We start from the raw sequence: 26,878 nt of genomic DNA on the forward strand, positions 1-26,878 counted from the left end.
TCCCCCTACCATATCCTTATTTTTTTATTCAACAGATAATTGCTCATCCATATCGACCCTGCAATTACAGTGAGACCTGTAATCATTTGGAGCACTAATAGCTCAATCGGATAAAAAAATTCATATAGAATCGTAGCTTGCAGCAATACAGGCGCGAAAAACAGCAGCAATGCCAGCACACCATATATTATCCCAAACAAGATTCCCTTCCATCGATAGCTCCGCTCAAATAAAATAGCTGTAAACACAACAAATACTGCCATAAAACCAATTCCATAATGGATGATAAATTGGACGATTGTATTCGGAAACAGGATAGCAAAATAGTGGAAGATTCCGGTAATTTCACGGATGGACATATCTATTCTAAAATCGAATGGCACTATCCATTGTAAAATCCAAGCCTCAACAGGAAGCAATAATAATTGTAATGCGATCAATCCAAGCACCATCAGGAATACAGTTGTTGCTTTTGCAAAGTAAATATTAATACGGGCCGTTGGCAACATGAACAACCGGTATACAAACGTGTTCTTACCGAGCCAATCCCTGTACCAGATAAAAAAAACATAAATAATCAGTGATACAATACAAAGAGCAATCGGTCCTAAAAACCATAACGTTTGTATGATTTCATAAAGAGATATCGGTCCATACTGATTTATAAATTCACTGCTTGACATTGAACCACCTTGGATTTGGTCGTTGGCCATATTAAGGTACTGATTAGATTTCACGATGACACCGATAATTTGCGAAATAATCGTTATCCCGATTAGTACAAGGTAAATTTTTAAGAAACGGTTGAACTCAAAGTTAACGAGTTTAAAATACCTGTTCATCCCTGATACACCTCTCTCATCATATCAACTACAGATTTCCCTTCATTTTCACGGATCTCTTCTGTATTGAACTCTTTAGAAACGATACCGTTATTCAGCAGTACGGCCTTATCGATTAGATGCTCGATATCATTAATTTCATGTGTTGTAATAAGAACTCCTCGGTCTTCAACGAGATGGCTTGAGAAGACATCGGCGATTTGTTCGCGACTGAAAATATCGATTCCGGAAAAAGGCTCATCCATCAACAGGAAATCAACATCCATTGCAAGTCCAAGCATGAGATTTACTTTTGCTGTATTTCCTTTGGACAATTCGGAAAGACGATTGTCTTCTCTCAACTTAAAAAATTGAAGTATCTCATCTGCCCGTTTTTGATTCCAGCAATCATAGAAATCAGCCATGAATTGCATTGTCTCTGATATTTTCATTTGGGGAAGCATCGTTATTGCATCTGGAATGAAGGTAATCTTTTCATAGCTGTGCTTATGGATTTTTTCTCCATTTATCAATATTTCTCCACCATTTATCGGTGTCAGTGCCATAATCGCATTCATTATCGTCGTTTTACCAACTCCATTGATTCCAATCAGACAGGTAATCTGTCCCTTCTCAGCAGTAAACGAAACACCATTCAATACTGTTTTGCGTCCAAACTTCTTCGTTAGTTCTTTAACTTCGATCATTGCTATCCCCCCTTGTATTTCTTTCAATCTCTGTATACTTCTCTTTAATCAATCCTACCAAGTCATCGACAGGAATGTTGATAGGCCTTATTGATGTAATAAAAGCATCCACTGCCTGGATAATAAGTTCCTCACGGACGGTTCCAATTACTTTTCCATCTTTCGTAATCCTGCTTGGGTTATTTCCCTCGGTAAATATCAAACCCTGTTCCTCCATTTCCTTGTATGCCCGCTGTGCGGTATTTGGATTGATTTTTAACTGATTCGCCAATTCCCTTCTGGATGGAATTTCCTGACCAGGCTCATAATTGCCTGCAGCGATCTGTTCCTTAAAATGGCGGACAACCTGCACATACACAGGCTCTCTTTTATTTAAATTAACTTTCATGGCACACGCTCCTATATTTTCCTAAGACATAACCATTTGTGTATTATATACTTAATACACCAAACATATAAGAGTGTATTAAACGCGTAATACGCTCCATCTGATATGTATTATGCAGTTAATACACCTTAAAGTCAATAGAATTTCAAGAAATATATAATTCGACAATATATTTCCCGGGAAATGAAAATAATACAGTAATCCGACAAATTCACCAATAATCACCAGTTACCGGTTTATTTATGGAGGACCCTTACCTTTCCATATGTTAAAATGGACAAACAGAACTATATATAGAAAGGAAATAAAATCATCTATGAAACTTGTATCCTGGAATGTAAACGGAATCCGAGCTTGTGTAAAAAAGGGATTTCTTGATTATTTTCACGAAATCGATGCAGATATTTTCTGTATTCAGGAATCGAAATTACAAAAAGGGCAAATTGATATGGACCTCGATGGATATCACCAATGCTGGAACTATGCCCAAAAGAAAGGTTATTCAGGTACAGCAGTGTTTACGAAGAAGAAACCGCTCAGTGTGAAATACGGATTAGGACAGGAGGATTTCCAGGAAGAAGGAAGGATCATTACACTGGAGTTTGACGAATATTTCCTTGTTAATGTATATACACCAAACTCCAAAAGAGACTTAACGAGATTGGAATACCGCCTGGAATGGGAGGATGAATTATATACTTATCTAAGAGAATTGGATGCTGTAAAACCAGTCATCTACTGCGGGGATCTGAATGTTGCCCATCAAGAGATAGATTTGAAAAATCACAAAACAAATCATGGTAACTCCGGGTTTACGACTGAAGAAAGAGGTAAAATGACTCGTTTGCTGGACTCAGGATTTGTGGACAGCCTCAGGCATTTTTATCCTGATAAAGAAGGGATTTATTCCTGGTGGTCCTATATGAAAACAATACGTGAGCGAAATATCGGGTGGAGGATTGACTATTTCATCGTATCAGAGAGACTGGTACCTTTCTTAAAGGATTCCCAGGTACACTCACTCGTTATGGGAAGTGATCATTGTCCGATCGTGCTTGAAATGGAAGAGATGGAGTAGTCAGCACCCCTATCTTTTTATAATTCTCTAGACAATCATGAACAAAAGCGCAAGCGCCCGTTAAGGGACCTACGGACTGCGCCCCGCACTATGGGGTGGTTCGACTTGTCGAACATTCCTACGTAGGAGATAAAGGAAACACGACGAACGGAGAGAGTCGATGTTGACTTTCACCACAAGGGTATAAGTGCGACTAAGCCCTCTGGCAAAGCCAGTCGGCAAGTCTTCTTTATCGTACGGAGGCGAAGGAAGTCTCGCTAGTCCCTGGGCGTTGGAGCTGGACGTGGCTGTTTATGTGTAAAAGTTAATTGCTGCCAAAATTTATACTTTCTTATTTTATGAATAAAGCCGGGCGAATGCCCGGCTTTTCTTAAGAAGTAAAAATCTCTCCTTACTATATTTCTTCGAGTATATTTTCTAAACTAATGCTTCAATTTCTTGAAGTAGTCAATAATCCCTAAAGAACCTACCTGTAAGTCAAGATTAATGAGAATATATACTTCGTGGTCATCATCTATCCCTTTTTCCCTGAGATGCAACCGAATTCTTTCAAGCAAACGCTGGGAAACAGTATCATATCCTCTGCCTTCTATCACGGCTTGCTCTCCAACCTCCATAAAGACTTCAAGCCAGCCAGATACCTGGTTCAGGGCCTGGTCCGGATTTTCCGTCATTCCAAAATGACCGTAATAGATTCGGTCTAGGTTTTTCTTGCGGAAACGATCAATGGATGTTTCCATATCATTTGGATTGAAATGGTTTGGAGAGGTGGAAGGTAATATTAAATCCACCCCATCTGGCACGAGCTGTTCATAGCGGACCCCTGCAGTATCACCAGTGAACATCCCATTACTTACAGGGTCATAAATTCCCAAGTGATGTTTAGCATGCCCAGGTGTATCCCAAAATTCAAGAATACAATTCTGACCAATTTCCAATGTATCTCCTTCCCCTTTGATCAGTAACCGATCCTCGGCAATCGGCAAAATCGGGTCGAATAGCTCAGAGAAGCTTTCACCATATACCGCTCTTGCACCTGCTGCCAGTTTTTTCGGATCAACCAGATGTCTTTTACCTCTAGGATGAACTATAATCTCAGCATTCGGGCACTCCCTGATTAACAGTCCGGCCCCGCCAGCATGGTCTAAATGTATATGGGTAAGGATAATATACTTAACCTCATCTAATGAATGCCCAAGGTCAGATAAGCCAGCCTTGATATATTTAATCGATGGACTTGGACCAGTCTCTATCAATGTCAGATTGTCTTCTTTAATCACATAGGTTCCGGTCCGATTTGATACATCAAGATCAAATCCATCGATTAAATGTATCCGGCTGTCCAATCGAATGGGGTCTTTTTTACGCATTTTTTAACCTCCCATTTTTCGAAATAGTTAAACTTATTATAAATACATCATAGCATAATTTAAAACAGCCAATCATAATATTTTTGGAAAACCATTAGTAATGGAATAAGTTAATGCGAATAAAATAATTAGAAAACCAGATTGCCAACAATCCATGGTGCTGCATACAGAACCATAAACTGTATGCCGTAATTTACGCCCCATCTATGTAAAACTCCGGCGACCAAACCAATCAGGATAACCCCACCGATATTGATCAAACCTGCATCCATGTATGCCAGCATGATAACCAATGCCAAAAATACGCCAAGCAATGCTTCATGAGGTATATACTTAAAGACGAAAGTACATATTTGCTGCGAGTATTTCACGGTTACAAAATAAGTCAAACTAATTGCTATCACCGCACCAATAACAGTAGCAACAATAAAATCACCCATCGAAAGAATATGGTGAAGATTATGATCTTCCGTAAATACAGGAGGTGCATTAAACAGCGCCATTCCTGGTCCTAATGCGGTTGGTGATAATGGAGCACCAATAGCGATTAAAGGAATTAATATACCCGAAATATAGGCTGCATTCGTCACCCCATCCATGCTGGAAATTGCTCTGGTCGCTTTTTTAATAGGGTCCTTAATTCTGCTGGAGATCACCTCTCCAAGGAAAATTGTCATTCCCGCCGGACTCATAAAGAATGTAAATACTCCGAGTACTGATGAGAAAGCAGCGGATCCTGTCTCTTTTTTGTCCAAAATTTTAAATGGGTTTGGAAACCCCTTCACCTTTTCTTGCTGTTTTAAAACAATATCGTTTGTTGTCCTTCTTGGCAGATTACTTCGAATTTCTTTATTCAGTAATTCTAGCAATTTCAGTATAATAGGTCCTACTGTAATACCAAGGAAAAAGGAGGTAAACACGGTTGTATCTTCCGGAACGGCTCCTGTCCCCCAATACAGATGGCGCAATCCTTGAATAAGCAATGCAAATGGAACGATGGAAAGCAGTGCCAGCCATCTGTTTTTCGTCATGAGCGCCAAGAATACCGCTCCGCCAAAAAATATTTCATTCGAGTACTTTGAAATGGTTTCACCAAAAGGGATTAGTAAATTTGCAAGAAATAAACTGAGAGGTACAGCTATAAGCGTTCCAATTACTGATCCTGATGCCATTTTTCGAATACTGACATCAGGCAAACCCCGGTTTTTCAGAACCATGGCATGCTCGACCATCGGAGCAGATAAAACTCCCCCAGGAATACCTGCAATGGCAACTGGTATTGAATCGGTCAATTTCTTTGCTACAATAGACGATATAAAAAAAGCCAAAACTGAAATAGGCTGCAGCCCAGATAACACCAGGATTAGTGTGACGGGCATTAGCACTGCTGTCTCATCGGTTCCTGGCGCTATACCAATTATCGTATATAGTACCGCACCAAAGATGGAGATTGCTATTAATTCCATTATTAATGATAAATCCATTTTCTATTTCTCCTCATCTTCAAATCTAAGTGTTCGTTTTGGCTTGATGATCATACTGCTGACCAGAAAGCCAATTACTACCCCAACCAATCCATACAGCAATGGTTTCTGCGGATCATCCGGAGCAATTAAATATCCTCCCATTGCAGCGCTTGCACAAATAAGTATGCTTAAGAGTAAATCTTTAATATTGACAACATCTTCCCAAACTTCGATATTATTGCCCCGCTCTATATTTTCGCTATCTTTGTTTATAGTACTTTTCTCATCCATGACAGGACTCCTTCATTGAGGTATTTTAGCTGTTTAATGTTAAAATTATAACGTTTTTTAGTAGGAAGGGCAAAAAGTATAAAGCTGCCATTAAATTTATGTTGAATAACTTATGTCGTTTCGTAAAAAATATCAGTGACTAATTAAAGGAGGTTATGATATTGCTTAACGAACAACCGCAAAACCAAAACCAGCAGAGTTCTGCCCAAATGGCTGCTCAAGAGAGCCATGGCGGACATGAAATGTTTGATGCACATGAAGCACTTTCTGGACTTGTGGGAAGCATCGAACAAACGTTGCTTTATGAACCGCATATACAAGATCCTGAATTGAAAACAATGCTTCAGAAACATAAAGCATATATGTCCCAAACGTATAATACAGTAGTAGAGACGTTAAAAACAGGCAAGGAACCAACAGTAAAAACACAAACCTACAATATGGCACAAAGCAACAATGTACTTTATGGAATGAAGCCAACCCAACCGAAGACACCTGCCCAATCAGTTAACGAGCTGAATGATCAAAGTATCTCAGGATTTATGATGGGTAACTTAAAATCATCTGCATCCGCTTTTACAATGACTGCATTGGAAACAACAAACCCTGTGTTGAGAAGAGTGTTCGCTGACAGCGTACCACATATTATCGAGATGGCTTATGAGGTCTTTTTATACCAAAATAAACATCAGTATTATCAGGTGCCACAATTAAAGCCAGAGGATATGCAAACCTATATGAACAGCTTCTCACCTATCCAAAATACAATGCCGCATTAGGCCAATAAAGATGGGCTCTCAAATCTTTTTATTGATTTGAGAGCTTTCTTATTTTCTAAAAAATATATGAATCCTTCTTTTGACCTTCAACGTAATAATTATGTATTAAAGAAGAAGGGAAGTATAGGAATGAATAACCACGAAATCGACTACAAGCTATACGGTGACGACATGCAATTTGTAGAGGTTGAGCTTGACCCCCAGGAGACGGTTATCGCTGAGGCAGGAAGTTTAATGATGATGGATGAACACATTCGTATGGAAACAATATTTGGTGACGGATCAGATAACCAAAATGGATTCATCGGAAAATTAATTGGTGCCGGAAAAAGAGTGATAACCGGGGAAAGTTTATTTATTACCACCTTCACTAATGATGGTATCGGTAAAAAACATGTCTCATTTGCTTCCCCATACCCGGGAAAAATTATACCAATGGATTTAAGTGAAATAGAAGGCAAGTTAATTTGTCAAAAGGACGCCTTCCTTGCTGCAGCAAAAGGGGTGTCAGTTGGTATCGAATTTCAGAAAAGAATAGGGACGGGATTTTTCGGTGGTGAGGGTTTCATTATGCAAAAGCTGGAGGGCGACGGAATGGCCTTCATTCATGCGGGAGGGACAATTCACCATAAAGTATTGGAAGCCGGTGAGGCGCTTAAAGTGGATACTGGATGTCTCGTGGCAATGACTGGAAATGTCGACTATAACATCGAATATATAGGTGGGATCAAGACCGCATTATTTGGTGGTGAAGGCTTATTTTTCGCTACTTTAAAAGGACCAGGGACCGTTTGGATTCAATCTCTCCCATTCAGCAGGCTTGCAAGCAGAATTTTTGCTGCAGCACCGGAACGTGGCGGATCAAAAGGTGAAGGAAGTATAGCTGGTGGTTTATTCGATATTTTGGGAGGCGACCGAAAGTAAAATCTTTACATGCAATAAAGAGGATTAGTTGAACATACTAACCATGAAACCCTTCTGAAAAAGAGGTGATTAACATGGGTAGAGATGATCATAACAAGAGAAAAAACAATTTTTTGGCGCAAACTCCAAAAAATCAAAAAAGTGACGGTATCGATGTCGAATTCTCAGAAGAATTTGCTGATGCCGAGGATAAGGAAGCACAGGCAAGAAGTCGGGCTGCAGACAAACGTGCACATAAAAGATAGTTCAATAAGATGCGATTCATTCCGTGGAAGGATTGAATCGCATTCTTTAATTAAATATTGGTATCTCGATTAACAATATTGTACATTAAGGGTAATCTAACATTAAAGGGTGAATAATCAATGAGCAAGAAAAATGTTGATGATTATTTGACAGAAGGTTTATATGGAACACGTTTGCCTAAGGAACAAGAACGGATTCAATTTCTTGGTACGCTCAGAGAACGAGTTGTCCTCGCCCTTACGATCGGACAAGTTATGACCGATTCCGGAATCAGAAAATTGGAAGAAGCAATAAAAGAAAACCCCGAGGCCAGATTGCTTATTAACGGGCATGTTGCCTATCGGTTTTTGAAGGCAGAAAAAGCGCTGGCAAACAAATACAATATCCCTTACACGACTGTCACCAACAATGAGAAAGATACCGATATTGGGGCAGTTCTAACTTATGAGCATGCTATCGATAAAGAAATTATCTTTATTGAGGATGAACAACCGAATAAGGGACAAGAAACAACCCCAGAACAGGATCATCAGCCTACCTTTTTAAACAGGGTTAAAAAATGGTTTGGATCATAATCAGGTCTTCCTCCTCTATCATCAAGAGAAGGAAGATTTTTTCTTGTCGTATAAGTTGAAAATATATCATAATGCCTCAGATTTTTTGGAATACTAAACGTGGAGGTGTTTATCATGACTCAACCTTATCGATGTCCCAATTGCAAAACAAATCGCTCTCGGTTTAATATCATTGAACAAGTTGCCAAGCCGGTAAAACTCAATGCTCAAACCGGTGAAATGATTAATGAATATACAAATGAAAATGTGGAAGTTTTTCATCATCTCTATAAGGGTCCAAAATACAAAATTCAATGTGCTTCCTGTGGTCTTGTAGAGGATGAGCATACTTTTATACGTTTTGCAGAATTCAATGGTTAGGGGTGCTACTTCATTTCCAGAAGATTCCCGCAATCGATAAATGCTTATATATATTCCCACAGCATCTTAATCGAAATCTGTCCTCCCCTCTGTTACACTGAATATATCAAATTTATGGAGGGATCTGCATGCGACTGCAAGATAAAAAGGTTATTGCACTTGTTGAAAATGACTTTGAAGATCTGGAACTATGGTATCCGATTTTACGTCTTCAGGAAGAAGGTGCACAAGTCGATTTAGTAGGAAACGAAGCAAATAAGAAATACATCGGAAAATATGGGGTTCCCGCCGAATCAGCATATGCATTCAAGGATATCAATGCAGCGGATTATGATGCAATACTGGTTCCAGGGGGATGGGCACCGGACAAACTGAGACGTTATCCTGAAGTAATTGAATTTATCCGTTCCATGGATGAAGCGAAGAAGCCAATCGGACAAATTTGCCACGCAGGCTGGGTACTTATCTCTGCGGACATTTTACAGGGGAAAAAGGTAACAAGTACACCAGGCATAAAAGATGATATGACCAATGCCGGTGCAACTTGGAGCGATGAAGCGGTTGTAGTTGACGGCCATATTGTATCAAGCCGCCGCCCACCAGATCTCCCGCCTTATATGAAAGCTTTTGCTGATAAGCTTGCAAACGAATAGATGAGGTACGGAGGGAGAGACGATGAAAATTGTATCGATTGAACCAACACCAAGTCCGCATTCCATGAAAATAAACTTGAATGAGGAATTGCCTGCTGGTGAGACCTATAATTTTAACGAGAAGGATGACCTGGAAAATGCACCAATGTATGTAAAACAGCTTTTTTCTATTGAGGGGGTCAAAAATATATATCGGGTTGTTGATTTCATTGCACTAGCCCGGAATCCGAAGACCCCATGGGAAGAACTGTTACCAAAGGTTCGTGAAGTCTTGGGTACAGAAGAGGATACGCAAGACCAGACAGCAGCAGTTAACCACCAGCCAGATGACTCGTTTGGTGAGGTTAAAGTATTCGTGCAGATGTTTCGCGGAATACCGATGCAGGTCAAATTGGATGATGGCACGGAAGAAAAGCGCTTTGGTCTCCCTGAACAATTTACAAATGCTGCTATGGAAGCTTCCCCTTCCTCCCCCAATGTGATTATGGACAGGAAATGGGTGGAGCAGCATCCAAGGTATGGCTCGATGGAGGAAATTGGCTCCGATGTGATTGAGGAATTATCTGCAAGCTATGATAAAGAACGATTAAACAATCTGGTTAAAATGGCATTTGAGCAACCTGGAGAAACAAATGAAGACAAAGCAACTGACGGTAGGAGCAGTATTTCACTGGAAACTCTCGACCATCCTGATTGGAAAGTACGCTACGCAGCCCTTGACCGGCTAGATCCCGATTTTAGCGATTTACCATTGCTTGACAAAGCATTAGACGATGAAAAATCATCCATCAGAAGGCTGGCAACTGCCTATCTGGGGATGATTGAAGAGTCTGAAGTCCTTCCTTATTTATATAAAGCATTAAAAGATAAGGCAGTAAATGTCAGACGAACTGCTGGCGATTGTATTTCCGATCTAGGATTTAAAGAAGCGATGCCACAGATGATTGAATCGTTGTCTGACTCCAGCCGTATCGTACGATGGAGAGCAGCTATGTTTTTATTTGAAGCAGGTGATGAAACAGCAATTCCGGCATTGGAGGCTGCAGCTGACGATCCGGAATTCGAGGTTCGGATGCAGATAAAGCTTGCTTTGGAACGAATTAAAGGTGGAGAAGAAGCAAAAGGTTCAGTCTGGCACCAGATGACACAGGCCACAAACAGAAGCTGATTGAGTTTGAACTCATATCAGCTTTCTTTATGGGACTAACCTTCATTTTTCCCATATGACCGTTTTCTAGTATGTTGTTATTGCATACTCTATGTAAAGTGCGAACTAAAATAGTGAGCTTCGGCTACCGCTCGGGGAAATACACTGCGCTTTTCGCGGGCGGCTGGTGAGGCCAACTGGCGCTAAAGCGCTACGTTGTCTCACCGATGCCTCTCTTCCCGCAGAACAAGGAATGCTTCGACAGCGTTACATCGCACGTAGAAAATGCGGACGCATTTTCAAGGAGTCTCCGTGTATTTCCCCGAGCTGGATAGAAGATTGCTGGCATTTACTGTACTTTCAACAGCTAATGATGACTGAGAAATCTCTTGTTAGAAAAATACCTAATGCACTGAAAGTAAATGAAATGTATTGATCTTTCTTGCGTAGAATTCTTGTAAAAACTCCATATCAGCAGCCCGTATACACGTAGACTCCAGCGGGCGGAAAGGCATAGGTGAGACACTGAAATGCGCTAGCATGAAGGGGCTCACCAGCCGCCCGCGGAAAGCGAAGTGTATACGCTGCGGTTGCCGAAGTAAATTACTTCCATTACCAGGTTAGAGACTCAACATTGATGTTACTTCGCATTTTATATCAACTCTGATGATAATAAGGCATTCAAACTTACGAAAAGAGGAAAATGCAAAAGGAACCATTTCAATTAAGAAATGATTCCTTTCCTCATTATTTCCCTGCTATTGCAGCAATGCTTTTCTGAGAAGCCAAACTAAATCCAACATATGCAACAAATGCCAATGTGATCGACGTTACTACAGAATGCATACCAAATGGCTGCGGATAAAAGTATTCAAAAAGTACATAACTGGAAACACCAGTGAGCATCGATGCAATTGCCCCGTGTTTATTACCCTTACTCCAATAAAGACCCATCACGATTGGCCAGATAAATGCCGATTCAAGTCCTCCCATTGAAAATAGGTTCAGCCAAATGATCAAGTCTGGTGGATTCAGTGACATGACAATGACTACTACTCCCAGTATTCCTGTAATCCACATACTCAGGCCCCTTACCCGGCTTTCTCCGGCTTCAGGCTCGATGTAATTTAGATAGATATCCTTCACAATGGTCGAGCTGACCAATAACAGCAGTGAATTTACAGTTGTCATGATGGCTGCCATCGGTGCAGCAAGTATGATTCCCGCAAGCCAGTTCGGCAGTACCTGCTGGGCAACGAGCGGCATCACCGTATCCCCGACCTCTACACCAGGCATTACGGGCCTTGCAAAAACACCAATCAGATGCATGTTCAGCATAATGAAACCGACAACAATGGTACTTATAATAATCCCTTTATGCATGGATTTGGAGTTTTTATATGACATTGCCCTGACAGCTATTTGAGGAAGTGCCACCACGCCTACACCAACCAGCACCCAGAAGGATGAAACATAACTTGGAGTCAAGTCGCCGTTTGCTCCAAACGGTGTAATCAAATTGGGATTTTCAGCTGCAAGGTCAGCAATGATAGATGGTATACCACCACCAGCGATAATAACAGCAACCAATAATATTAAAGTACCGAACAACATTACAATCCCCTGAAGTGTATCCGTCAAAGCTACAGCTCGGAATCCTCCGATAACAACATACACGAGTACAGATATTGAAAAAATAAATAAAGATGATATATAGGAAAAACCTGTTAATGACTCTATCAAACGGCCGCCACCAATCCATTGAGCGGACATTGCCGAAAAAAGAAATAATAGAATACTAGCAGCAGACAAAATCACAACCCATTTTGACTGATAGCGTTCCTTCAAAAAATCAACAATGGTAACAGCTTTGTATTTACGAGTGACAATAGCAAACTTCTTTCCCAAAATCATTAACACAAAATAGCCCGTTGCCAATTGGGACATCGATAACAATACCCATCCAAGCCCCTGATTATAGGCGGTACCAGGACCGCTCAAAAAACTGCTGGCACTTCCATAGGTGGTTACCATCGTCATCGCAAGTACAAATCCACCTAAGCTTCTTCCACCCAGGAAATATTCATGCAGGAAGGAGTTCGTCGCTTTAACATACCTACCAGCCCATATTCCAACTGCAAAAATAATGATCAAAAATAGTAATAACGGTAAAATCGCTTGCCAATTCATACCCATTTAATTCTCCTCATCTTCTAATAGCATATCAGTAAAAAATAACTTCATTACAATAGAAATCAAGACAACCATAACGATAAAGCCTAAGACACAACTGTAAAAAAACCAAGCCGGCAATCCAAATATATAGGAATATTCGGATATATCCCTACTGCCTAATCCATATGCAAATCCATACCACCAGACAAAATTAAAAAGTACTAATCCTACTCCGATGAGTGCTTCTCTGTTCGCTATTTTAAATCGGTAATCATCCTGATTTATGTCATGCTTATTCATACAAAACCTCCCCCATCCACAAAAATTCGTTATGTACTTCCTTTGTCGTATAGTTCCAATATAGTGTAATTTAGTTATAAATGTAAACAAGTATATAAAGAGTGGGAGTCAACTAAAATGCATTGAGTATGATGCCTTGATTAACTCTCTTGGATCTACGAGACTTGCATCATGCTCTGGAAATTAGAGCTGAGGATTGGGAAATAATTATAAATCTAAATTTAACAGCGGTATTTAAAATGTCTAAAGTAGCTGGGGAAATTATGAAAAAACAAGGATTTGGGAAAATCATTAATGTTTCTTCTGTAGCAGGTCATACAGCCTTAAATACTAGGGTCGCTTATGGTGCTACAAAAGCAGCGGTAATTCAAATGACCAAGAATCTAGCTCTCGAATGGGCCAAGTACAATATTCACGTTAATGCCATCGGACCATGGTACGTATCTACATCTTTAACTGAAAAATATTTAAAGGATGAGGAATACTTGAAATCAATTTTAGATCGTACCCCCTTAAGACGTATTGGAAAACTAGAGGAAGTTGTTGGCCCTACTGTATTTCTTTGCTCAGAGACATCCAACTATGTCACAGGACAAACCATTCTAGTAGATGACGGTATGACGATATATGGTTTTTAATCCAATTATTAAGTAACAATATATGTATAGGAGGACTATTTAGTGAGTAGATTAGAAGGGAAAAAAGCCCTAATTACTGGAGCTGCTAAGGGGCAAGGGGAAGCAATGGCAAGGGTATTATTGAAACATGGGGCCATAGTAATATTAGAAGATCTAAGTGAAAAAGGGAAGGAAACTGCCGAAAAGCTTGTTGATGAAGAAGGAGGAATAGCAAGTTTTATACAAATGAATGTTTCTAGGGCGGATGACTGGAAAAAAACGATTGTTTATATATAGAGAGAGTATGGAAGATTAGATATTTTAGTAAATAATGCTGGAACTCCAGGAAGAAAGCCTATTCAAGAGTTAAATGAAAATGAGTGGGATGAAATTATTGATGTAAATGCTAAAAGTGTTTTTCTAGGAATGAAGTTTTCTATCAATCTTTTGAAAGATAGTAAGAGTGGGTCTATAGTAAATAATTCATCGATTTGGGCGTTAGTGGGAAGTGGGGCCGCAGCATCATACCATGCTCGAAAGGAGCCGTTAGAATGCTAACAAAGACGGCAGCCGTCGAATTTGCTCCGTTGGGAGTAAGAGTTAATTGTATCCATCCTGGGATTGTGAGAACTCCAATGACTGAAGAACTGTTAGCTAATCCAAACGAAAGAAGTAATGGCAAACTATCCAACTGGGGTTACAATTTTGACTACGATTGATCAAGAAGGGAACCCGTTGGTTTAACAGTGAACTCTTTTGCATCCGTTTCTATAAATCCATTATTAATACTCTGGTCTATAGATCACAGGGTATCCTCCCTAGATGCCTTTGTTAACGGAGAGAAATTTGCTGTTCATATTTTGTCTGGAGATCAAAAACAACTTTGTAATTTATTCTCAACAAAAAGGGCGGATCGTTTTAGTATGTCTAAGTGGGAATATTCCAATCTTCAGTTACCTATCTTAGACGGAGCATATGCCGTATTGGAATGCCAAACTACCAAAAAATAGTAGTAGGAGATCATACTATTTTAATCGGGGGGGGGGGTATTAAATATTAAGAAGAACTAAAAAGATCCTATGCTTTATTATAGACGGAATTTAGGATATGTTCCAGCAGAGTTTTATCCTTATCAAGAATCGAAGTAATCTAAAAAAGGGTGATTAAAATTTTTTTGTAATCTACATATACTTTACAAATTTTACTACCAAAGATCGGTTTTCAAACAAGATCAGTGTGACCGTCAAGTAAAAAGACACAATTTATGCTCATTAATTTGAAACACTTTCTTGCCCAAATATGGTCGATCTATGTTTCATTCGATAACTATCTTCATTTAAATGAATGATTTCAACTCGATGTAAAATTCTATCTAATATCGCTGTTGTAATTGCTTGGTCACCTAATAATTCTCCCCATTCTTTAGGTGCTTTATTTGATGTTAAAATGATGGATGATTGATTATATAAATCATTGATCAAATGAAAAAACATATTAGCTTCTTGTTGATTCATTGCCATGAACATCAAATCATCAATAATGACTAAATCTGCATCTCGTATTCTTTTCATTCTTGTCTGAGATTTACGAGTGATTTCCTCTGTTTTTAATACATGAACAAGGTCTCCGATGGTAGTAAAGATAACCTTATATCCTTGATTTAATGCTTCTATGCCCAGGCCGACTGAAATATGGGTTTTACCACTGCCTGGCGGCCCTAATAGAATGATATTGTGTAACTGTTCTATCCACGTTAAATCTTTCAATCTGTTTAACTGTTTGGTGCTTAATGATTTCTGTTCCTTTAAGTTAAATTCATCTAATGTTTTGTGAAAAGGAAAGGTAGCCCATTTAAAACGCTTCTCCAATTGCTTTTCTTCTCTTCGAATCTGTTCGTATTTTGCTACATCTAAGAGGAACTGAGTAAAGGACGAATCCTTTTGCTCAGCTTCTCTAATTAATGTTGGAAGGTGATTTGCTGTTTCTGTTAAACGTAATGTCTTCATTAATTCTTGTAATTGATTTAGCTGCATCATATTGGTTCACCTTCCAATATTGCAGTATAGGCATCCACTTCTCTTTTTTGAGCCTCCGTCTCCATCACCCAGCCAGAAACTCCTTTAATTTGTGTTACATTCTCAGCGGTATCATTCACTGTGTCTTCAACTTGTCGGTGTCGTTTTAAATAAGAAACGACATCGCTAAAATCTGTTGCACCATAAAGGCTCCTTTTTATACACTCATTCAATGCTGCCGATAGAATTTCCCTGTTATTTACTTTTGTCTCTTTTAATATCATTTGGAGCTGATCCCTAACATATCGAGGATATTTTCCTTTTACTGTTTGTAAATAATCATAAGCTATCTCACTGTCATCAAATTGTTGGGCAACTGTACCCATGAATACATCAATACCTTTTGTTCTATCTCGACTATGATTTCTATCTTTAATCAACAAACCCTTCCCGTCAGGGATGTTATGTTTTGCGACGATTTCACCTGTTTCAGGGATATAGATAATTAATTCCTTTTCTTCGGTTGCCTTTATGCAGACAATTTCATGTTTGCCAAACGTCCCCAATGGAAGGGAATAACGATTAGATAAATAACGAATAGTATTGTCCTTATGGACACATCTTGATATACTATTTTCATAGTTATATTTTATATCTAGATTTTTGGTGACTGGTCGTAAGTGTTGTCTTTCCAGGGAAAACACATCGACCGGTCTCTTTTTTGTTGTATTATGTATTTTATAGTTGCCAGTTCTATTGAGCCATTCCCAACCTTGTTCGTTCCAAGAATCAATGTTATAAAAAACTCGATGTTTAGCGAAGTTATGTTTAATAAAACCAACTACATTTTCAATTTTTCCTTTACTCTCTGGATCCGCCTTACGGCAAACCCGAAGGGTTAGGTTCCTAGATTCTTTATATTGTTGAAATTCTTGCGTTAAAATTAAATCCCCACCATTCTCACTGACAACTATTAAACTATCTTGGTCATATACTAATTCACTTGGAATCCCCCCAAACCACCTAAATGCATTTTCATGTGCTTTTATGACGTCTTGGGTAGTAAATGGTCTATCTAACCATTCTTTATACTTGTATCTTGAATTAGATAACACAAAAGCTATAAAGTTTAATTTTACTTCCTTATTATCGACTGCCTTCTGTTTGGTATGACCAAAATCAACTTGTATTTGCTCACCCATAGGTGAATCAGGTATAGCTTCGTATATTCGTGGTGAAGTTTCTTTCTTTATTTTATATTCCTCTCGAAGCTCTCTAACATAGGAGCGAACCGTACTTTCACCTACTTTTAAATCTTCATACTTCTCTTTTAACCAGTCTTCTACTTGTGCAGCTGACATATCTGGATGCTCTCTCAACCAGGATAAAATTAGTTCTTTATAAGGATCTAATTTCTTACTTCTCGACTGAAGAGAATCTACCCACTCAGACATATCCGAAGGTTTCCTTTTTAGATAACGATGAACGGTTGATCTTGAGATTCCTAGTTTTTCTGCAACCTTCGTCTTACTAAAACCTTTTTTAATTAACTGATGTATTTCCATATACATTTCCCACTTATCCACCTTTTGCTACCTCCACTGATGTATGTTTTACATATAAACATTTTACAATGAAAGGTACTTAATTTTTATTAGTATATTTGGTAAATAAGTGTTTCTTTTTATCTAGCAAAAACTGTCTATTCTAGTTTAGCAGTCACAATCAGAATGTTATTTATAAGTGCTCAACACATAAGATATATTTTCCGACTGTTTTAATTAATTTTATTATTACGATATGTATAAATAAGAACCCAAAAAGGTGAAAAAACACCTCAAAAGCCACTTTCACTTCCTTGACACTTTTTTAATGTATTTCTTCCGTTTCTTCCCTCATAAATTATCATTATTTTAATTCTTTTATGAAAAAAGTGTCAAGGAATATTAATTCCCAGACACTTTTTGTTTTCTTAGTCAAACATGCTCCTTTTTTCTTAAATCGTCTAAAATTATTATAATTTGTTTTCTCATGAGGCATGTTACTATTATGTGTTAGGAGAGTAGTTTTCCTGCTTTCATAATCCTAATTCTCTTTCAAATCCGAACAATAGCGGTTTCAATTTTATTTTTAGAAGAAGAATCTGTTGACTTAATGATATCCAATTTTTTCGTCGTACGTATAAAATGAAGTTCTAGGCAATCGGCATGACTCCTGTAATCTGCTTGTTATTTATAGAGAAATATAAATACTAGATATAAAAGAAGCGGTAAAATAAAAGCAGATAAAAGAATGTATACTGAATTAATCTTCACTATATTGATTGGAGAAACACCAGTTAAATTAGATGTCATTAATGTAATAGCCGAGAATGGTGATATATTATATCCTAGACCCATAGATATTAATAATATAACAGCCATATAAATTGAATTTACTCCAAATAGTTCAGGTGATAATGAACTTCCTAATCCAATAGCAACAATAACTGGATGAATTCCACAAAAACTTAATAACATAGTAAAAAACACCAAAATTATCGACATAATATAAATTGATCCAAAAGAGATATTGATAATAATATCAGCAATTGAATGACCAACATCGGTATTTGAAAGAGCAACTCCAAAATAGCCAGCACTTATAAATATAATAATTTCATTTTTCGATTGATCAAATGAATTTAAAATTAATTTCCGTACATGTTTCATATAGGTTTTAAATACTTTAATTGATATTGACCATATAATAGGTAATATCATAGAAACGATCGAGACGCTGTTTAACATATTAATAGGAAGGTAATAATCCAATAAGAAACTGATTATTAACAATACCGCTGTCCAAATTAACAAATAAATAACTTTATTACTAGCTGATTTATCAGTAATAGTATTCGAATTATTCACTCTTTCATTCTCTATATCATCTACAAAATTTAATTGTTTTAAAAAAAATAAGCTGATTAAAAGATAACTGACCGCAATTAAAATTGTAATCCAACCAATATCTAACCAAGATAATTCATATATACTCAGCACTAATCCTACCCCTACATAATACGGAGACCAAAATGCAACTGCCGCTGAAGATCTCATTAGAGTTAATGCTAATTTCTTCTTTTTAAATGAATTAAAACTTTCTTCTGCAATTTTATTAACTATTGGCATAGAGCCAATATTGAATATTATCGACAAACAATTTGATAAAAATCCCGATAATATATAGGGTAAGTTTTTTAATTTATTTGTTTGATTCAATAACTGTTGTTTAATTGCTTGTAAGTAACCACCAACTGAAATTATAGTACTTAAAAAAGGAACAGCCAAAAATAAAGCAATAATATTTACGTTATTACCGAATCCATAAATGAATTCTGATAATGGTAATTTGTTGTAAATAAAAATCAAAGTACCTGCAAATAAAAGTAAAAACACTATAATCTTATTTGACTTAGTAGTGAAAAAATAAGCAAAAATCAACAAAATAAATGCAAATGAACTAATAATTAAGTACAGCTGTTTAGAATACCAAAAAAGCTCAATAATATATAAAATAATAGTTATAAAATATAATACGCCTAATATTTTTCTTATACTAAAATTACTCATTGGTACATTCACCTCTCAATTAATTGTATTTGGCATTTGAAAATGGCAATCGGTATTATAAATATGGAAGTATAAATATCTATCCAAGGTAACTTGACATGGAGCCTCTATAGTAAAGCTGAAAGGCAATAAGGCAAAGGTTGGTCTTGTGGCAATTCAGTTCCTCCCATCACCGCTTCTCCATATAAAGTTGTATTTATGCTGGATTTCAAAAGTTACATTTATTAAATGCCATTAACACAATAATCTACTAGATGTAAGAAAAATAATATTCCTATTACATAAAATAATTAGTTGACCAACGATAATATTTAGGCCCAATAATCAGTCCATATAGGCGATACTCGCTGTTACTGAAAAAATACCCCTGGTTCTTAGCTAGTAATAAAAGTATTAAACAGTAAAATTATAAACTTTTTTATAATCTGATATTTCAAAATATACCTTGATTGATTTTAGAGTTTGAAATATAATAATTATTAATATCATATTTGATAAATTGGTTTTATATAAATTTCATCAATGTTAAGACTCTAAATTTATATATTAATAAAAAAGGATGATATAAATGCGAATTGAACAATTACAACGTCTTGTTGAGATTGCCGATACAGGTTCTATTTCTAACGCTGCTGAGAAACTTTATACATCACAACCAAACATTAGTCAATCAATTGCTAATTTAGAAAAAGAGTTAAATGTTAAGATATTTGTTAGAACTCGACTTGGGTCAATTCCTACTGAAACTGGTAAATTAGTCATTAAAAAAGCGAGAGCAATAGTAAATCAAATAAAAGATCTACAAAATATTGAACATGATTATCGATTAACTGGTACCTTAACAATTGTCTCCATACCAACTTTTGTTTTAACTATTTTACCAAAAACACTTAACGTTTTTAAAAAAAGGTATCCAGATGTAGAAATAACAGTCTTAGAAGATGGAACAAAACATGCAATCGATGCAATTCGAAATGATAAGGCTGATCTTGCTCTAGCATCTTTAAGCTATTTAAAAGATGAAGAACCAGGACTTAATTTTGATCCATTATTCACAAATAAAACTATTGCATATGTAGGTAGTGATTTTCCACTTGTTCATCAAAAAAGTATAACTTTAGAAGAGGCTATACAATTTCCACTAGTTATTTTTAATAAAAATTATTCTTCAAACTACATAATAAGAAATTTAATTGAAAGATTTGGTGAACCTAATATATTATTTTCCTCTGGTAATTCAGAAACCATGAAAAAGATAATAGCGGAAAGTAATGCTATTGGTTTTTATGCTGAAATATCTTGTAAAACTGATCCTTATGTTTTAAGCAGAAAAATATTCCCAATTCCTATAAAGGATGATGATATTACTTTGTATTCAAAACATGGTATTTTTACCAAAAAAGATATTTACTTATCAACTTTGGCTAGAAAATTTATGGATGAATTGCGTATTCAATCAATGGATTTTAAATTACTGTACAATTTACCAAATTATTCATTTAAAGAACATAAATAGTTAAATTCCATTATAGTATTACTATTAATAATGCTATCAATCTTATCTTTAATAACTCTCTTAATGAATTTCTTTCCAACTCAAATTTTATGAATATTTCATTCAATATTTTAAATTAATGGGTTTTCATCTATTAAGAAACTTGATCAGAATTCCAAATAATATATACCCATTTGTATGGCCTGGCTCTTGTAAGATTTCATATTGATATTCTCCCAAGAAAAGATTCTACAAAGTTTAATATTTTCGCATGATGTCTTTTACTATATTTGCGTCTCCTAGTTCGTTCATTTGATTTACTGACGACTACGTTATCCCACTAATTATATAATCCATGTTCTATTTTAAAAGCAATCTCGAAATCTTTTTAACAAATAACAATTTTTATAATTTAACCGAAAGTATTAAATTCTTACACATTGAATACCTAAGTTTTAGTTTCATTACGATTCTCCAGCTTCTTTTTTCTTCTTAAATATATTCCAAATTGAAAACAAAATAATTAATACGATAATAATAAATAAAATTAGTGAGTAGGTTCTTGTAAAGAAAATATCGTAGCTTCCACCAGATAACATCAAACTTCGTCTTAGATTTTCCTCAATAATACCGCTTAAAATAAATGCTAAAATAAACGAAGCAATAGAATAATTAAATTTATATAATATAAAGGTAATTAAACCTATTATAAGAGCCAACCACAAGTCAAAATAGGCATTGCGTTCAACATATACTCCGATTAAAGAAAATACTAATACCATTGATATTAATACTGGATTACTTACGGTTAATAACCTAGAAAACCAAGAGGTAACAAACTTACCCATAACTAGCATGAAAATAGTAGTTAGAATAAATCCATACATTATTCCATAAGCTATATCTGGATTTGATGTAAATAATTTAGGTCCTGGCTGTAAACCGTGAATTATAAATGCTCCTAAAATAATGGCAGTAGCTGGTGATCCTGGAATACCTAAAGACAATAATGGAATAAGCGCTCCCCCAACTGTCGCATTATTAGCGGACTCAGGAGCAACAATCCCATCAGGATTTCCCTTTCCAAAAGTTTTTGGATTCTTTGTTCTTGATTTAGCAATACTATATGCAAACCAGGATGAAGGTCCTGCACCCATTCCTGGAAACATGCCAACGATTGATCCTACAATCGAACCTATACCAATAGGTTCAATCACTTTTTTAAACTCTTTCGTTGTTAATTTGACTTTTAACCCTTTTTTATCTGTTACATATTTCTTATTTAAATCTTTACTGATGATATCAAAAACTTCCGAAAAGGCAAACATCCCTACTAATAAGGCTATTAACCCAATACCTTCCATCAATTCAATTCGACCTAAAGTGAACCTTGATTCCCCAGTAAACATGTCCATACCAACTGTACCAGCCATCAATCCTAAGATACCTGAAATAAAACTCTTATTTATATCCTTAGTGCTTAAAGCGCTTACTCCTATCAAACCTAATACACCAATCATAAAATATTCTGGCGCAGAGATTTTTAGCGCAAAATTCACAAGTGGTACAGAGAGTAAAATAAGAAGTAATGCAGATACTACGCCACCAATGAATGAAGCATATAGTGAATAAGCTAATGCTTTCCCTGGTGAACTGTTTTTAGCTAATGCATTCCCGTCAATTGCAGTAACTAATGAGGCTGGATGACCCGGTATCCCAATCACAATTGCTGAGATAGAGCCTCCATATTCCGCACATTGATATGTAGCCAATAACATTAAAATTGCTGCTAGAGGTTCCATAGTGTAGGTTAAAGGTAACATTAAAACGATAGCTAGTACAGCACCTAAACCAGGGATTGCTCCAATAATCATACCTGCAAAACTACCTATTAATAATGCTATTAAAACATCAATACTAAAGAGACTCGAAAAATCAAATGCTAGTTCCATTTATCTCACCTACTTTACAGTCTAAAGTTTAAAATTAAGTCAAATACCCCATATATTATTACTGTAATAAATAATGAAGTAACGGCATTCTTAATTAATAATTTAGCTTTTTTATTTGGCAATCTATACATCGTTATTAATATAAAAACAAATAAAAATGTATTAATATAAAAATAGCCAAAGTACCCCCAACTTGCTATAAAAATGATAATAAACAATGTGGTTAAACCAATTAATTTTAGATTTTCAATATTTATCTTTTCAGAATTACCTCTAATTGTTTGGATAAGGCTAATTAAACATAAAATAATAAGAACGATAACTAATAATTTCGGAAAATATGCAGCACTTAAAGTGGTATCATCATGGCTACCCTTTAATTTTCCTGCAGAATTCCAATACACCAACCCGAAAATCATTATAAAAATTAAAGTAATGCTATTTGCAATTTTTGAATTCATCAAACTCCCCCACACCAAACAAATGTACTTTTTAAATTATAGAGTAACCCCATAGGATTACTCTATAATTTTTAACTTTTTTAGTCAGCCATGCCAATTTCCTTCAAGATTTTTCCGTTAATATCATAGCGCTGTTTGATAACATCTCGGAATTCATCTGCACCTGCATAATAAGGTGGTAAACCTTGTTCAATTAATTTCTCCTTAACCTCTGAATCTTCAAGAACTTGTTTAAAAGCATCATGAATAATTTGTAATCTCTTTTCAGGGATATCAGGGGGACCAACTAAGCCAATCCAAGGCGTATTACCAACATCAATTCCTTCTTCTTTTAAAGTTGTTGCTTCATACAGATTACTAGGCTCTGAACCTGTGTCTACTAAAATTCGATTTAATTCTGGATCCACTTGATAAGGATTTCCTATTGTCCCGCCTACTTCCCCAGAAAGTAGAGCTTGCATAGAAGGACCACCACCATCATAAGGAATACCCACAATATCAATATCTACAGCTGCTGCTAGTTCTTCCATCGCCAAGTGACCAATTGTACCATTCCCAGAATGTGCATACTTGAATTTACCTGGGTTTTCTTTTACATATTCTAGCCACTCTTGGAAATTTTCCCAAGGTGCATCTTCTCTTATAATTAAAAGTTGAGGTGAAGCAACTAGTCTTATAATTTCTTCAAAACTATCCATTTCATATTGTAATTCATCAGTATGTGTTTTAATTGCTAACCCTGTTTCCATTGTAATACCCAATGTATATCCATCAGGCTCAGCATTGTATACTTGTGTTAACCCTACAGTTGATGAACCGCCAGGTTTATTTTCTACAATAACATTTGGATTATTAGGTAAATAATTACTTACTCCTTCTGCGATAATTCTTGTTGAGGTGTCAGTACTACCACCCGGAGCGTATGGAACTATTAATGTGATCGTATCAGTTGGAAAATCATCTTGAATAGCTTCTTCATTATCAGATGATGTATCGTTTACTTCTGTATTACCTTCAGCAGAGCCACAGCCTACTAACACAAGTGATACAATGAATAATAAAAGTAAATATTTCTTCATAAATTTGCCTCCTAGTAATGAAAGTAATTTAAAGCCGTCAAACAGCTTTATAACCTATCGATTAACACCTAAATACTCTTCTAGTATATTAAAAATGAGATTTTTTATTATTCCCCCTTTCAAGGATTGTTCTGTCAAGCTAGATATCTACATAATAGATAGATAGATTAAATTATTAATAGTAGAAACTATTCTTTCGCCAAAACTTTTGAAGTAAATGGAACCAGCTCTTGGTTAATACATTGTTCAATCATTATATAGCTATCTATTGAATTAGGATTTTCAGTTATCAAAAAGGACTCTTTCCATTTTCTAACAGCATAGACTCCTTTATCAGAAATTGTTTTTGCGTATTCTAAAGCTTTATCGTACAATTCATCCTCTGGTACAATTTCCTCTATTCCACCATATCGATATACTTCTTCTGCATAAATTCTTTTTCCGGTCAAAGCCATTGTTCTAATTTTCTGTGGTGGAAATATTCGACTGATCCCTTTAGCGCCTCCTACTAAACCTACATCAATCTCAGGAAGAGCAAAAAATGCTTTATCAGAAGCAATAATAATATCAGAACTTGCAGCAAATACCGCTCCTACTCCGACTGCTGCACCATTAACAGCACATATAACTGGAACTAAACAATTATAAAACTCTGAAATTGTTTTCCTTAAAATTGAACGTCTAATGGACGCTTGTTTCAAATTATCGGAATCTAAGCGTTTTGTATCAGCACCGGCAGAGAACAATCTAACATCTGATTTCAACATCATTACTCCAATACTTTCATTGGAATTAACATAGTTGATAATTGACATAAGCTCAATATAGCTCTCTTTAATAAAAGCATTTATTGGTGGGCGATTTATTGTTACTATCAATATCTTGTTATCATTTTCAAAACTAACTTTAAAATATTTCAGTTCATTTAAAAAATTTTCTTTTAACATCTAAATTTCCTCTTTTCAATAATTTTCATTCACAACATTCTGACTCTTTAGTTTGTCAATATCTTCTTTAAAATATCCTAATTCATTCAAAATTTCTTTTGTGTCCTCACCTATAAAGGGCGGCCTTCTTATATTCCCGTTATTTTCACTATTTAGAAACTTGGCTACAATACCTGGAACTTTAATTTTGCGATTATTAATTTCCATATCAACTAACATATCACGACTTTTTAAGTGTTCATCTTCTAGTACATCCTCTATAGTAAAGACCTTTCCACATGGAATTCTTTTTTGTTCTAATAAATTAATTATTTCTTCAGTTGATTTCTCTATTGTCCACTTTGTAATTTCCTCCTCTAAAAAGTCATAATGTTCAAGCCTTCCATCTACATGTGAATATGGAGAATCTTCACTAGACCATTTACTATGCCCTACTATTTTTGTAAAATCCTTCCACATTTCCTTTGACAGTGGTGCAATATAGATATATCCATCTTTGCTTTTAAAAGTAGTAGAAAAAACATTTCTACTTCTATTACCTGAACGATGTGGGCTGATATTATAAACTGATGGAAGTGATAAATTTTCGGCTAGCAAAGTCACCATCGAATCCATCATACTTATATCGACAAGTTCCCCTTTACCATTTAATCTGCTTGAATTTATAGCTACCAAACCTCCAATTGCACCATGTAGTCCTGAGAGAAAATCAGCAATAAACAATCCTGCTTTCATTGGTGGGCCATCTTTTTCTCCTGTTAAATGGGAAATCCCACTCATTGCTTGAATGATTCCATCAAAAGCTTTATCTTCCTTTTTCTGTCCATATAATCCAAATCCTGTGATATGAACCATACTAATTTTTTTGTTTATTTTTGAAATAGTTTCAAAATCTATACCTAACTTCTTAGGAACACCTCCTGAGTAATTTGTGACTAACAAATCAGCGGATTTTATAAGCTTATGTATTATCTTTTTCCCTTCTTCTGATTTTAAATCCAATGCTAGTCCACGCTTATTTCTATTCATCGTGGCAAAGTAAATACTGAAATCATCATACATTGGCCAAGCATTTCTTGTGGATTCTCCATCTAACGGCTCTACTTTTATCACTTCCGCACCATAATCTGCAAGAGTTTGGCAACAATATGGTCCAGCGATATAGTGAGTGAAATCTAATACCCTCGTTCCAGAAAGCGGTTTCATTTAAATCTCTCCTTTTTTCCTTAATATAAAATTATTTTATATTATTTAAAATAATAACATAATATAAAATAATGTAAAATCATTTTTTTTTATATATATATAAGTATTATTTATGTTACTTGACTTTTTTAGTAAAAATATTAATACAAGACATTAAACGAGGGCTACACTAACGGGAATATCAACCATCTCTTAGGTATTCATGTGATAGGAAA

The 26,878-nt window shown here is 36.0% G+C and carries 26 protein-coding genes and 2 pseudogenes; 12 read left to right on the top strand and 16 right to left on the bottom strand.

The features are described 5' to 3' along the window. Positions 1 to 5: 5 nt before the first annotated feature. From A4245_RS05480 to A4245_RS05490, 3 genes are read right to left on the bottom strand one after another with little or no spacing between them, the layout of a single operon-like run. Positions 6 to 842, bottom strand: a complete 837-nt coding sequence (locus A4245_RS05480) for a hypothetical protein (RefSeq protein WP_067726482.1) — start codon at positions 840 to 842, stop codon at positions 6 to 8. Beyond that, positions 839 to 1,528, bottom strand: a complete 690-nt coding sequence (locus A4245_RS05485) for an ABC transporter ATP-binding protein (protein WP_067726484.1) — start codon at positions 1,526 to 1,528, stop codon at positions 839 to 841. The genes A4245_RS05480 and A4245_RS05485 overlap by 4 nt, the downstream gene beginning before the upstream one ends. Continuing rightward, a complete protein-coding gene (locus A4245_RS05490; RefSeq protein WP_067726486.1) occupies positions 1,515 to 1,916 on the bottom strand; it encodes a GntR family transcriptional regulator in 402 nt (133 codons plus the stop codon). The genes A4245_RS05485 and A4245_RS05490 overlap by 14 nt, the downstream gene beginning before the upstream one ends. 316 nt (positions 1,917 to 2,232) lie before the next feature. Here A4245_RS05490 and A4245_RS05495 point away from each other — a divergent pair, with 316 nt between their 5' ends. Next, on the top strand, positions 2,233 to 2,994 hold the full coding sequence (locus tag A4245_RS05495; protein WP_067726487.1) for an exodeoxyribonuclease III: 762 nt from the start codon (positions 2,233 to 2,235) through the stop codon (positions 2,992 to 2,994). Between the two features lie 422 nt (positions 2,995 to 3,416). On the opposite strand, the gene A4245_RS05500 is transcribed toward A4245_RS05495, so the two are convergent. The 3 genes from A4245_RS05500 to A4245_RS05510 all read right to left on the bottom strand — a co-directional run bounded on the left by A4245_RS05500 (position 3,417) and on the right by A4245_RS05510 (position 6,121). Beyond that, on the bottom strand, positions 3,417 to 4,364 hold the full coding sequence (locus A4245_RS05500) for an MBL fold metallo-hydrolase (protein ID WP_067726488.1): 948 nt from the start codon (positions 4,362 to 4,364) through the stop codon (positions 3,417 to 3,419). 128 nt (positions 4,365 to 4,492) lie between these two features. Next, the gene (locus tag A4245_RS05505; RefSeq protein ID WP_067726489.1) at positions 4,493 to 5,848 is read right to left on the bottom strand and encodes a tripartite tricarboxylate transporter permease; all 1,356 of its coding nucleotides are present in this window, start codon (positions 5,846 to 5,848) and stop codon (positions 4,493 to 4,495) included. Between the two features lie 3 nt (positions 5,849 to 5,851). Next, positions 5,852 to 6,121 (bottom strand): hypothetical protein, encoded by a 270-nt coding sequence (locus A4245_RS05510; RefSeq protein ID WP_067726490.1) that lies wholly within the window; start codon positions 6,119 to 6,121, stop codon positions 5,852 to 5,854. A 155-nt stretch (positions 6,122 to 6,276) separates the two neighbouring features. Here A4245_RS05510 and A4245_RS05515 point away from each other — a divergent pair, with 155 nt between their 5' ends. The 7 genes from A4245_RS05515 to A4245_RS05540 all read left to right on the top strand — a co-directional run bounded on the left by A4245_RS05515 (position 6,277) and on the right by A4245_RS05540 (position 10,826). After that, positions 6,277 to 6,900, top strand: a complete 624-nt coding sequence (locus A4245_RS05515) for a spore coat protein (protein WP_067726491.1) — start codon at positions 6,277 to 6,279, stop codon at positions 6,898 to 6,900. Between the two features lie 129 nt (positions 6,901 to 7,029). Further along, entirely contained in the window at positions 7,030 to 7,824 is a 795-nt protein-coding gene (locus A4245_RS05520; RefSeq protein ID WP_067726492.1) for a TIGR00266 family protein, read from the top strand. Positions 7,825 to 7,898: 74 nt separating this feature from the next. Continuing rightward, a complete protein-coding gene (locus tag A4245_RS19600; protein WP_084268690.1) occupies positions 7,899 to 8,069 on the top strand; it encodes a YfhD family protein in 171 nt (56 codons plus the stop codon). Between the two features lie 120 nt (positions 8,070 to 8,189). Continuing rightward, entirely contained in the window at positions 8,190 to 8,645 is a 456-nt protein-coding gene (locus tag A4245_RS05525; RefSeq protein WP_067726493.1) for a YueI family protein, read from the top strand. Positions 8,646 to 8,759: 114 nt separating this feature from the next. Continuing rightward, positions 8,760 to 9,005, top strand: a complete 246-nt coding sequence (locus tag A4245_RS05530) for a DNA alkylation repair protein (protein ID WP_067726495.1) — start codon at positions 8,760 to 8,762, stop codon at positions 9,003 to 9,005. A gap of 128 nt (positions 9,006 to 9,133) precedes the next feature. Continuing rightward, on the top strand, positions 9,134 to 9,658 hold the full coding sequence (locus A4245_RS05535; RefSeq protein WP_067726497.1) for a type 1 glutamine amidotransferase domain-containing protein: 525 nt from the start codon (positions 9,134 to 9,136) through the stop codon (positions 9,656 to 9,658). Positions 9,659 to 9,680: 22 nt separating this feature from the next. Further along, positions 9,681 to 10,826, top strand: a complete 1,146-nt coding sequence (locus A4245_RS05540) for a conserved virulence factor C family protein (protein WP_067726498.1) — start codon at positions 9,681 to 9,683, stop codon at positions 10,824 to 10,826. Positions 10,827 to 11,552: 726 nt separating this feature from the next. On the opposite strand, the gene panF is transcribed toward A4245_RS05540, so the two are convergent. Next, entirely contained in the window at positions 11,553 to 12,995 is a 1,443-nt protein-coding gene (panF, locus tag A4245_RS05545) for a sodium/pantothenate symporter (protein ID WP_067726758.1), read from the bottom strand. Between the two features lie 6 nt (positions 12,996 to 13,001). Beyond that, the gene (locus A4245_RS05550) at positions 13,002 to 13,280 is read right to left on the bottom strand and encodes a YhdT family protein (RefSeq protein ID WP_067726501.1); all 279 of its coding nucleotides are present in this window, start codon (positions 13,278 to 13,280) and stop codon (positions 13,002 to 13,004) included. A gap of 173 nt (positions 13,281 to 13,453) precedes the next feature. On the opposite strand from A4245_RS05550, the pseudogene A4245_RS05555 reads away from it, so the two are divergent. From A4245_RS05555 to A4245_RS19615, 3 genes and pseudogenes are all read left to right on the top strand, one after another. Beyond that, a pseudogene (locus tag A4245_RS05555) lies at positions 13,454 to 13,918 on the top strand (SDR family oxidoreductase); the annotation flags it as partial. A gap of 105 nt (positions 13,919 to 14,023) precedes the next feature. Beyond that, positions 14,024 to 14,616 (top strand): annotated as a pseudogene (locus tag A4245_RS20555) (SDR family NAD(P)-dependent oxidoreductase). A gap of 27 nt (positions 14,617 to 14,643) precedes the next feature. Then, positions 14,644 to 14,907, top strand: a complete 264-nt coding sequence (locus A4245_RS19615) for a flavin reductase family protein (RefSeq protein WP_324609841.1) — start codon at positions 14,644 to 14,646, stop codon at positions 14,905 to 14,907. Between the two features lie 261 nt (positions 14,908 to 15,168). Here A4245_RS19615 and istB read toward each other — a convergent pair whose 3' ends face one another. The 3 genes from istB to A4245_RS05575 form a co-directional block, all read right to left on the bottom strand. Then, on the bottom strand, positions 15,169 to 15,933 hold the full coding sequence (gene istB, locus A4245_RS05565) for an IS21-like element helper ATPase IstB (protein ID WP_067726507.1): 765 nt from the start codon (positions 15,931 to 15,933) through the stop codon (positions 15,169 to 15,171). Further along, entirely contained in the window at positions 15,930 to 17,498 is a 1,569-nt protein-coding gene (gene istA / locus A4245_RS05570; RefSeq protein ID WP_067726509.1) for an IS21 family transposase, read from the bottom strand. Before istA ends, istB begins: the two co-directional genes overlap by 4 nt. Before the next feature lie 642 nt (positions 17,499 to 18,140). After that, a complete protein-coding gene (locus A4245_RS05575; RefSeq protein ID WP_067726511.1) occupies positions 18,141 to 19,523 on the bottom strand; it encodes a TRAP transporter large permease subunit in 1,383 nt (460 codons plus the stop codon). A 568-nt stretch (positions 19,524 to 20,091) separates the two neighbouring features. On the opposite strand from A4245_RS05575, the gene A4245_RS05580 reads away from it, so the two are divergent. Beyond that, positions 20,092 to 21,039, top strand: coding sequence for a LysR family transcriptional regulator (locus A4245_RS05580; RefSeq protein ID WP_067726512.1), 948 nt, complete (start codon positions 20,092 to 20,094; stop codon positions 21,037 to 21,039). Between the two features lie 443 nt (positions 21,040 to 21,482). Here A4245_RS05580 and A4245_RS05585 read toward each other — a convergent pair whose 3' ends face one another. From A4245_RS05585 to A4245_RS05605, 5 genes are all read right to left on the bottom strand, one after another. Continuing rightward, positions 21,483 to 22,970 (bottom strand): tripartite tricarboxylate transporter permease, encoded by a 1,488-nt coding sequence (locus A4245_RS05585; protein WP_067726515.1) that lies wholly within the window; start codon positions 22,968 to 22,970, stop codon positions 21,483 to 21,485. 14 nt (positions 22,971 to 22,984) lie between these two features. Further along, on the bottom strand, positions 22,985 to 23,431 hold the full coding sequence (locus A4245_RS05590; RefSeq protein ID WP_067726517.1) for a tripartite tricarboxylate transporter TctB family protein: 447 nt from the start codon (positions 23,429 to 23,431) through the stop codon (positions 22,985 to 22,987). 80 nt (positions 23,432 to 23,511) lie between these two features. After that, the gene (locus A4245_RS05595) at positions 23,512 to 24,510 is read right to left on the bottom strand and encodes a tripartite tricarboxylate transporter substrate binding protein (protein WP_067726519.1); all 999 of its coding nucleotides are present in this window, start codon (positions 24,508 to 24,510) and stop codon (positions 23,512 to 23,514) included. A 188-nt stretch (positions 24,511 to 24,698) separates the two neighbouring features. Further along, on the bottom strand, positions 24,699 to 25,457 hold the full coding sequence (locus A4245_RS05600) for an enoyl-CoA hydratase-related protein (RefSeq protein ID WP_067726521.1): 759 nt from the start codon (positions 25,455 to 25,457) through the stop codon (positions 24,699 to 24,701). A gap of 15 nt (positions 25,458 to 25,472) precedes the next feature. Then, the gene (locus A4245_RS05605; protein WP_067726523.1) at positions 25,473 to 26,663 is read right to left on the bottom strand and encodes a CaiB/BaiF CoA transferase family protein; all 1,191 of its coding nucleotides are present in this window, start codon (positions 26,661 to 26,663) and stop codon (positions 25,473 to 25,475) included. Positions 26,664 to 26,878: the final 215 nt, after the last annotated feature.

This window comes from Oceanobacillus damuensis (genome assembly GCF_001618145.1).
GTDB lineage: Bacteria > Bacillota > Bacilli > Bacillales > Amphibacillaceae > Oceanobacillus > Oceanobacillus damuensis.

Coding starts and splice junctions, on each gene's coding strand:
- A4245_RS05480 (WP_067726482.1), bottom strand. CDS start 842: ATGAACAGGTATTTTAAACTCGTTAACTTTGAGTTCAACCGTTTCTTA.
- A4245_RS05485 (WP_067726484.1), bottom strand. CDS start 1,528: ATGATCGAAGTTAAAGAACTAACGAAGAAGTTTGGACGCAAAACAGTA.
- A4245_RS05495 (WP_067726487.1), top strand. CDS start 2,233: ATGAAACTTGTATCCTGGAATGTAAACGGAATCCGAGCTTGTGTAAAA.
- A4245_RS05515 (WP_067726491.1), top strand. CDS start 6,277: ATGATATTGCTTAACGAACAACCGCAAAACCAAAACCAGCAGAGTTCT.
- A4245_RS05600 (WP_067726521.1), bottom strand. CDS start 25,457: ATGTTAAAAGAAAATTTTTTAAATGAACTGAAATATTTTAAAGTTAGT.
- A4245_RS05490 (WP_067726486.1), bottom strand. CDS start 1,916: ATGAAAGTTAATTTAAATAAAAGAGAGCCTGTGTATGTGCAGGTTGTC.
- panF (WP_067726758.1), bottom strand. CDS start 12,995: ATGAATTGGCAAGCGATTTTACCGTTATTACTATTTTTGATCATTATT.
- A4245_RS05520 (WP_067726492.1), top strand. CDS start 7,030: ATGAATAACCACGAAATCGACTACAAGCTATACGGTGACGACATGCAA.
- A4245_RS05505 (WP_067726489.1), bottom strand. CDS start 5,848: ATGGATTTATCATTAATAATGGAATTAATAGCAATCTCCATCTTTGGT.
- A4245_RS05510 (WP_067726490.1), bottom strand. CDS start 6,121: ATGGATGAGAAAAGTACTATAAACAAAGATAGCGAAAATATAGAGCGG.
- istB (WP_067726507.1), bottom strand. CDS start 15,933: ATGATGCAGCTAAATCAATTACAAGAATTAATGAAGACATTACGTTTA.
- A4245_RS05525 (WP_067726493.1), top strand. CDS start 8,190: ATGAGCAAGAAAAATGTTGATGATTATTTGACAGAAGGTTTATATGGA.
- A4245_RS05595 (WP_067726519.1), bottom strand. CDS start 24,510: ATGAAGAAATATTTACTTTTATTATTCATTGTATCACTTGTGTTAGTA.
- A4245_RS05535 (WP_067726497.1), top strand. CDS start 9,134: ATGCGACTGCAAGATAAAAAGGTTATTGCACTTGTTGAAAATGACTTT.
- A4245_RS05585 (WP_067726515.1), bottom strand. CDS start 22,970: ATGGAACTAGCATTTGATTTTTCGAGTCTCTTTAGTATTGATGTTTTA.
- A4245_RS05540 (WP_067726498.1), top strand. CDS start 9,681: ATGAAAATTGTATCGATTGAACCAACACCAAGTCCGCATTCCATGAAA.
- A4245_RS05550 (WP_067726501.1), bottom strand. CDS start 13,280: ATGAATAAGCATGACATAAATCAGGATGATTACCGATTTAAAATAGCG.
- A4245_RS05590 (WP_067726517.1), bottom strand. CDS start 23,431: ATGAATTCAAAAATTGCAAATAGCATTACTTTAATTTTTATAATGATT.
- A4245_RS19600 (WP_084268690.1), top strand. CDS start 7,899: ATGGGTAGAGATGATCATAACAAGAGAAAAAACAATTTTTTGGCGCAA.
- A4245_RS05575 (WP_067726511.1), bottom strand. CDS start 19,523: ATGAGTAATTTTAGTATAAGAAAAATATTAGGCGTATTATATTTTATA.
- A4245_RS05530 (WP_067726495.1), top strand. CDS start 8,760: ATGACTCAACCTTATCGATGTCCCAATTGCAAAACAAATCGCTCTCGG.
- A4245_RS05580 (WP_067726512.1), top strand. CDS start 20,092: ATGCGAATTGAACAATTACAACGTCTTGTTGAGATTGCCGATACAGGT.
- A4245_RS05500 (WP_067726488.1), bottom strand. CDS start 4,364: ATGCGTAAAAAAGACCCCATTCGATTGGACAGCCGGATACATTTAATC.
- A4245_RS05605 (WP_067726523.1), bottom strand. CDS start 26,663: ATGAAACCGCTTTCTGGAACGAGGGTATTAGATTTCACTCACTATATC.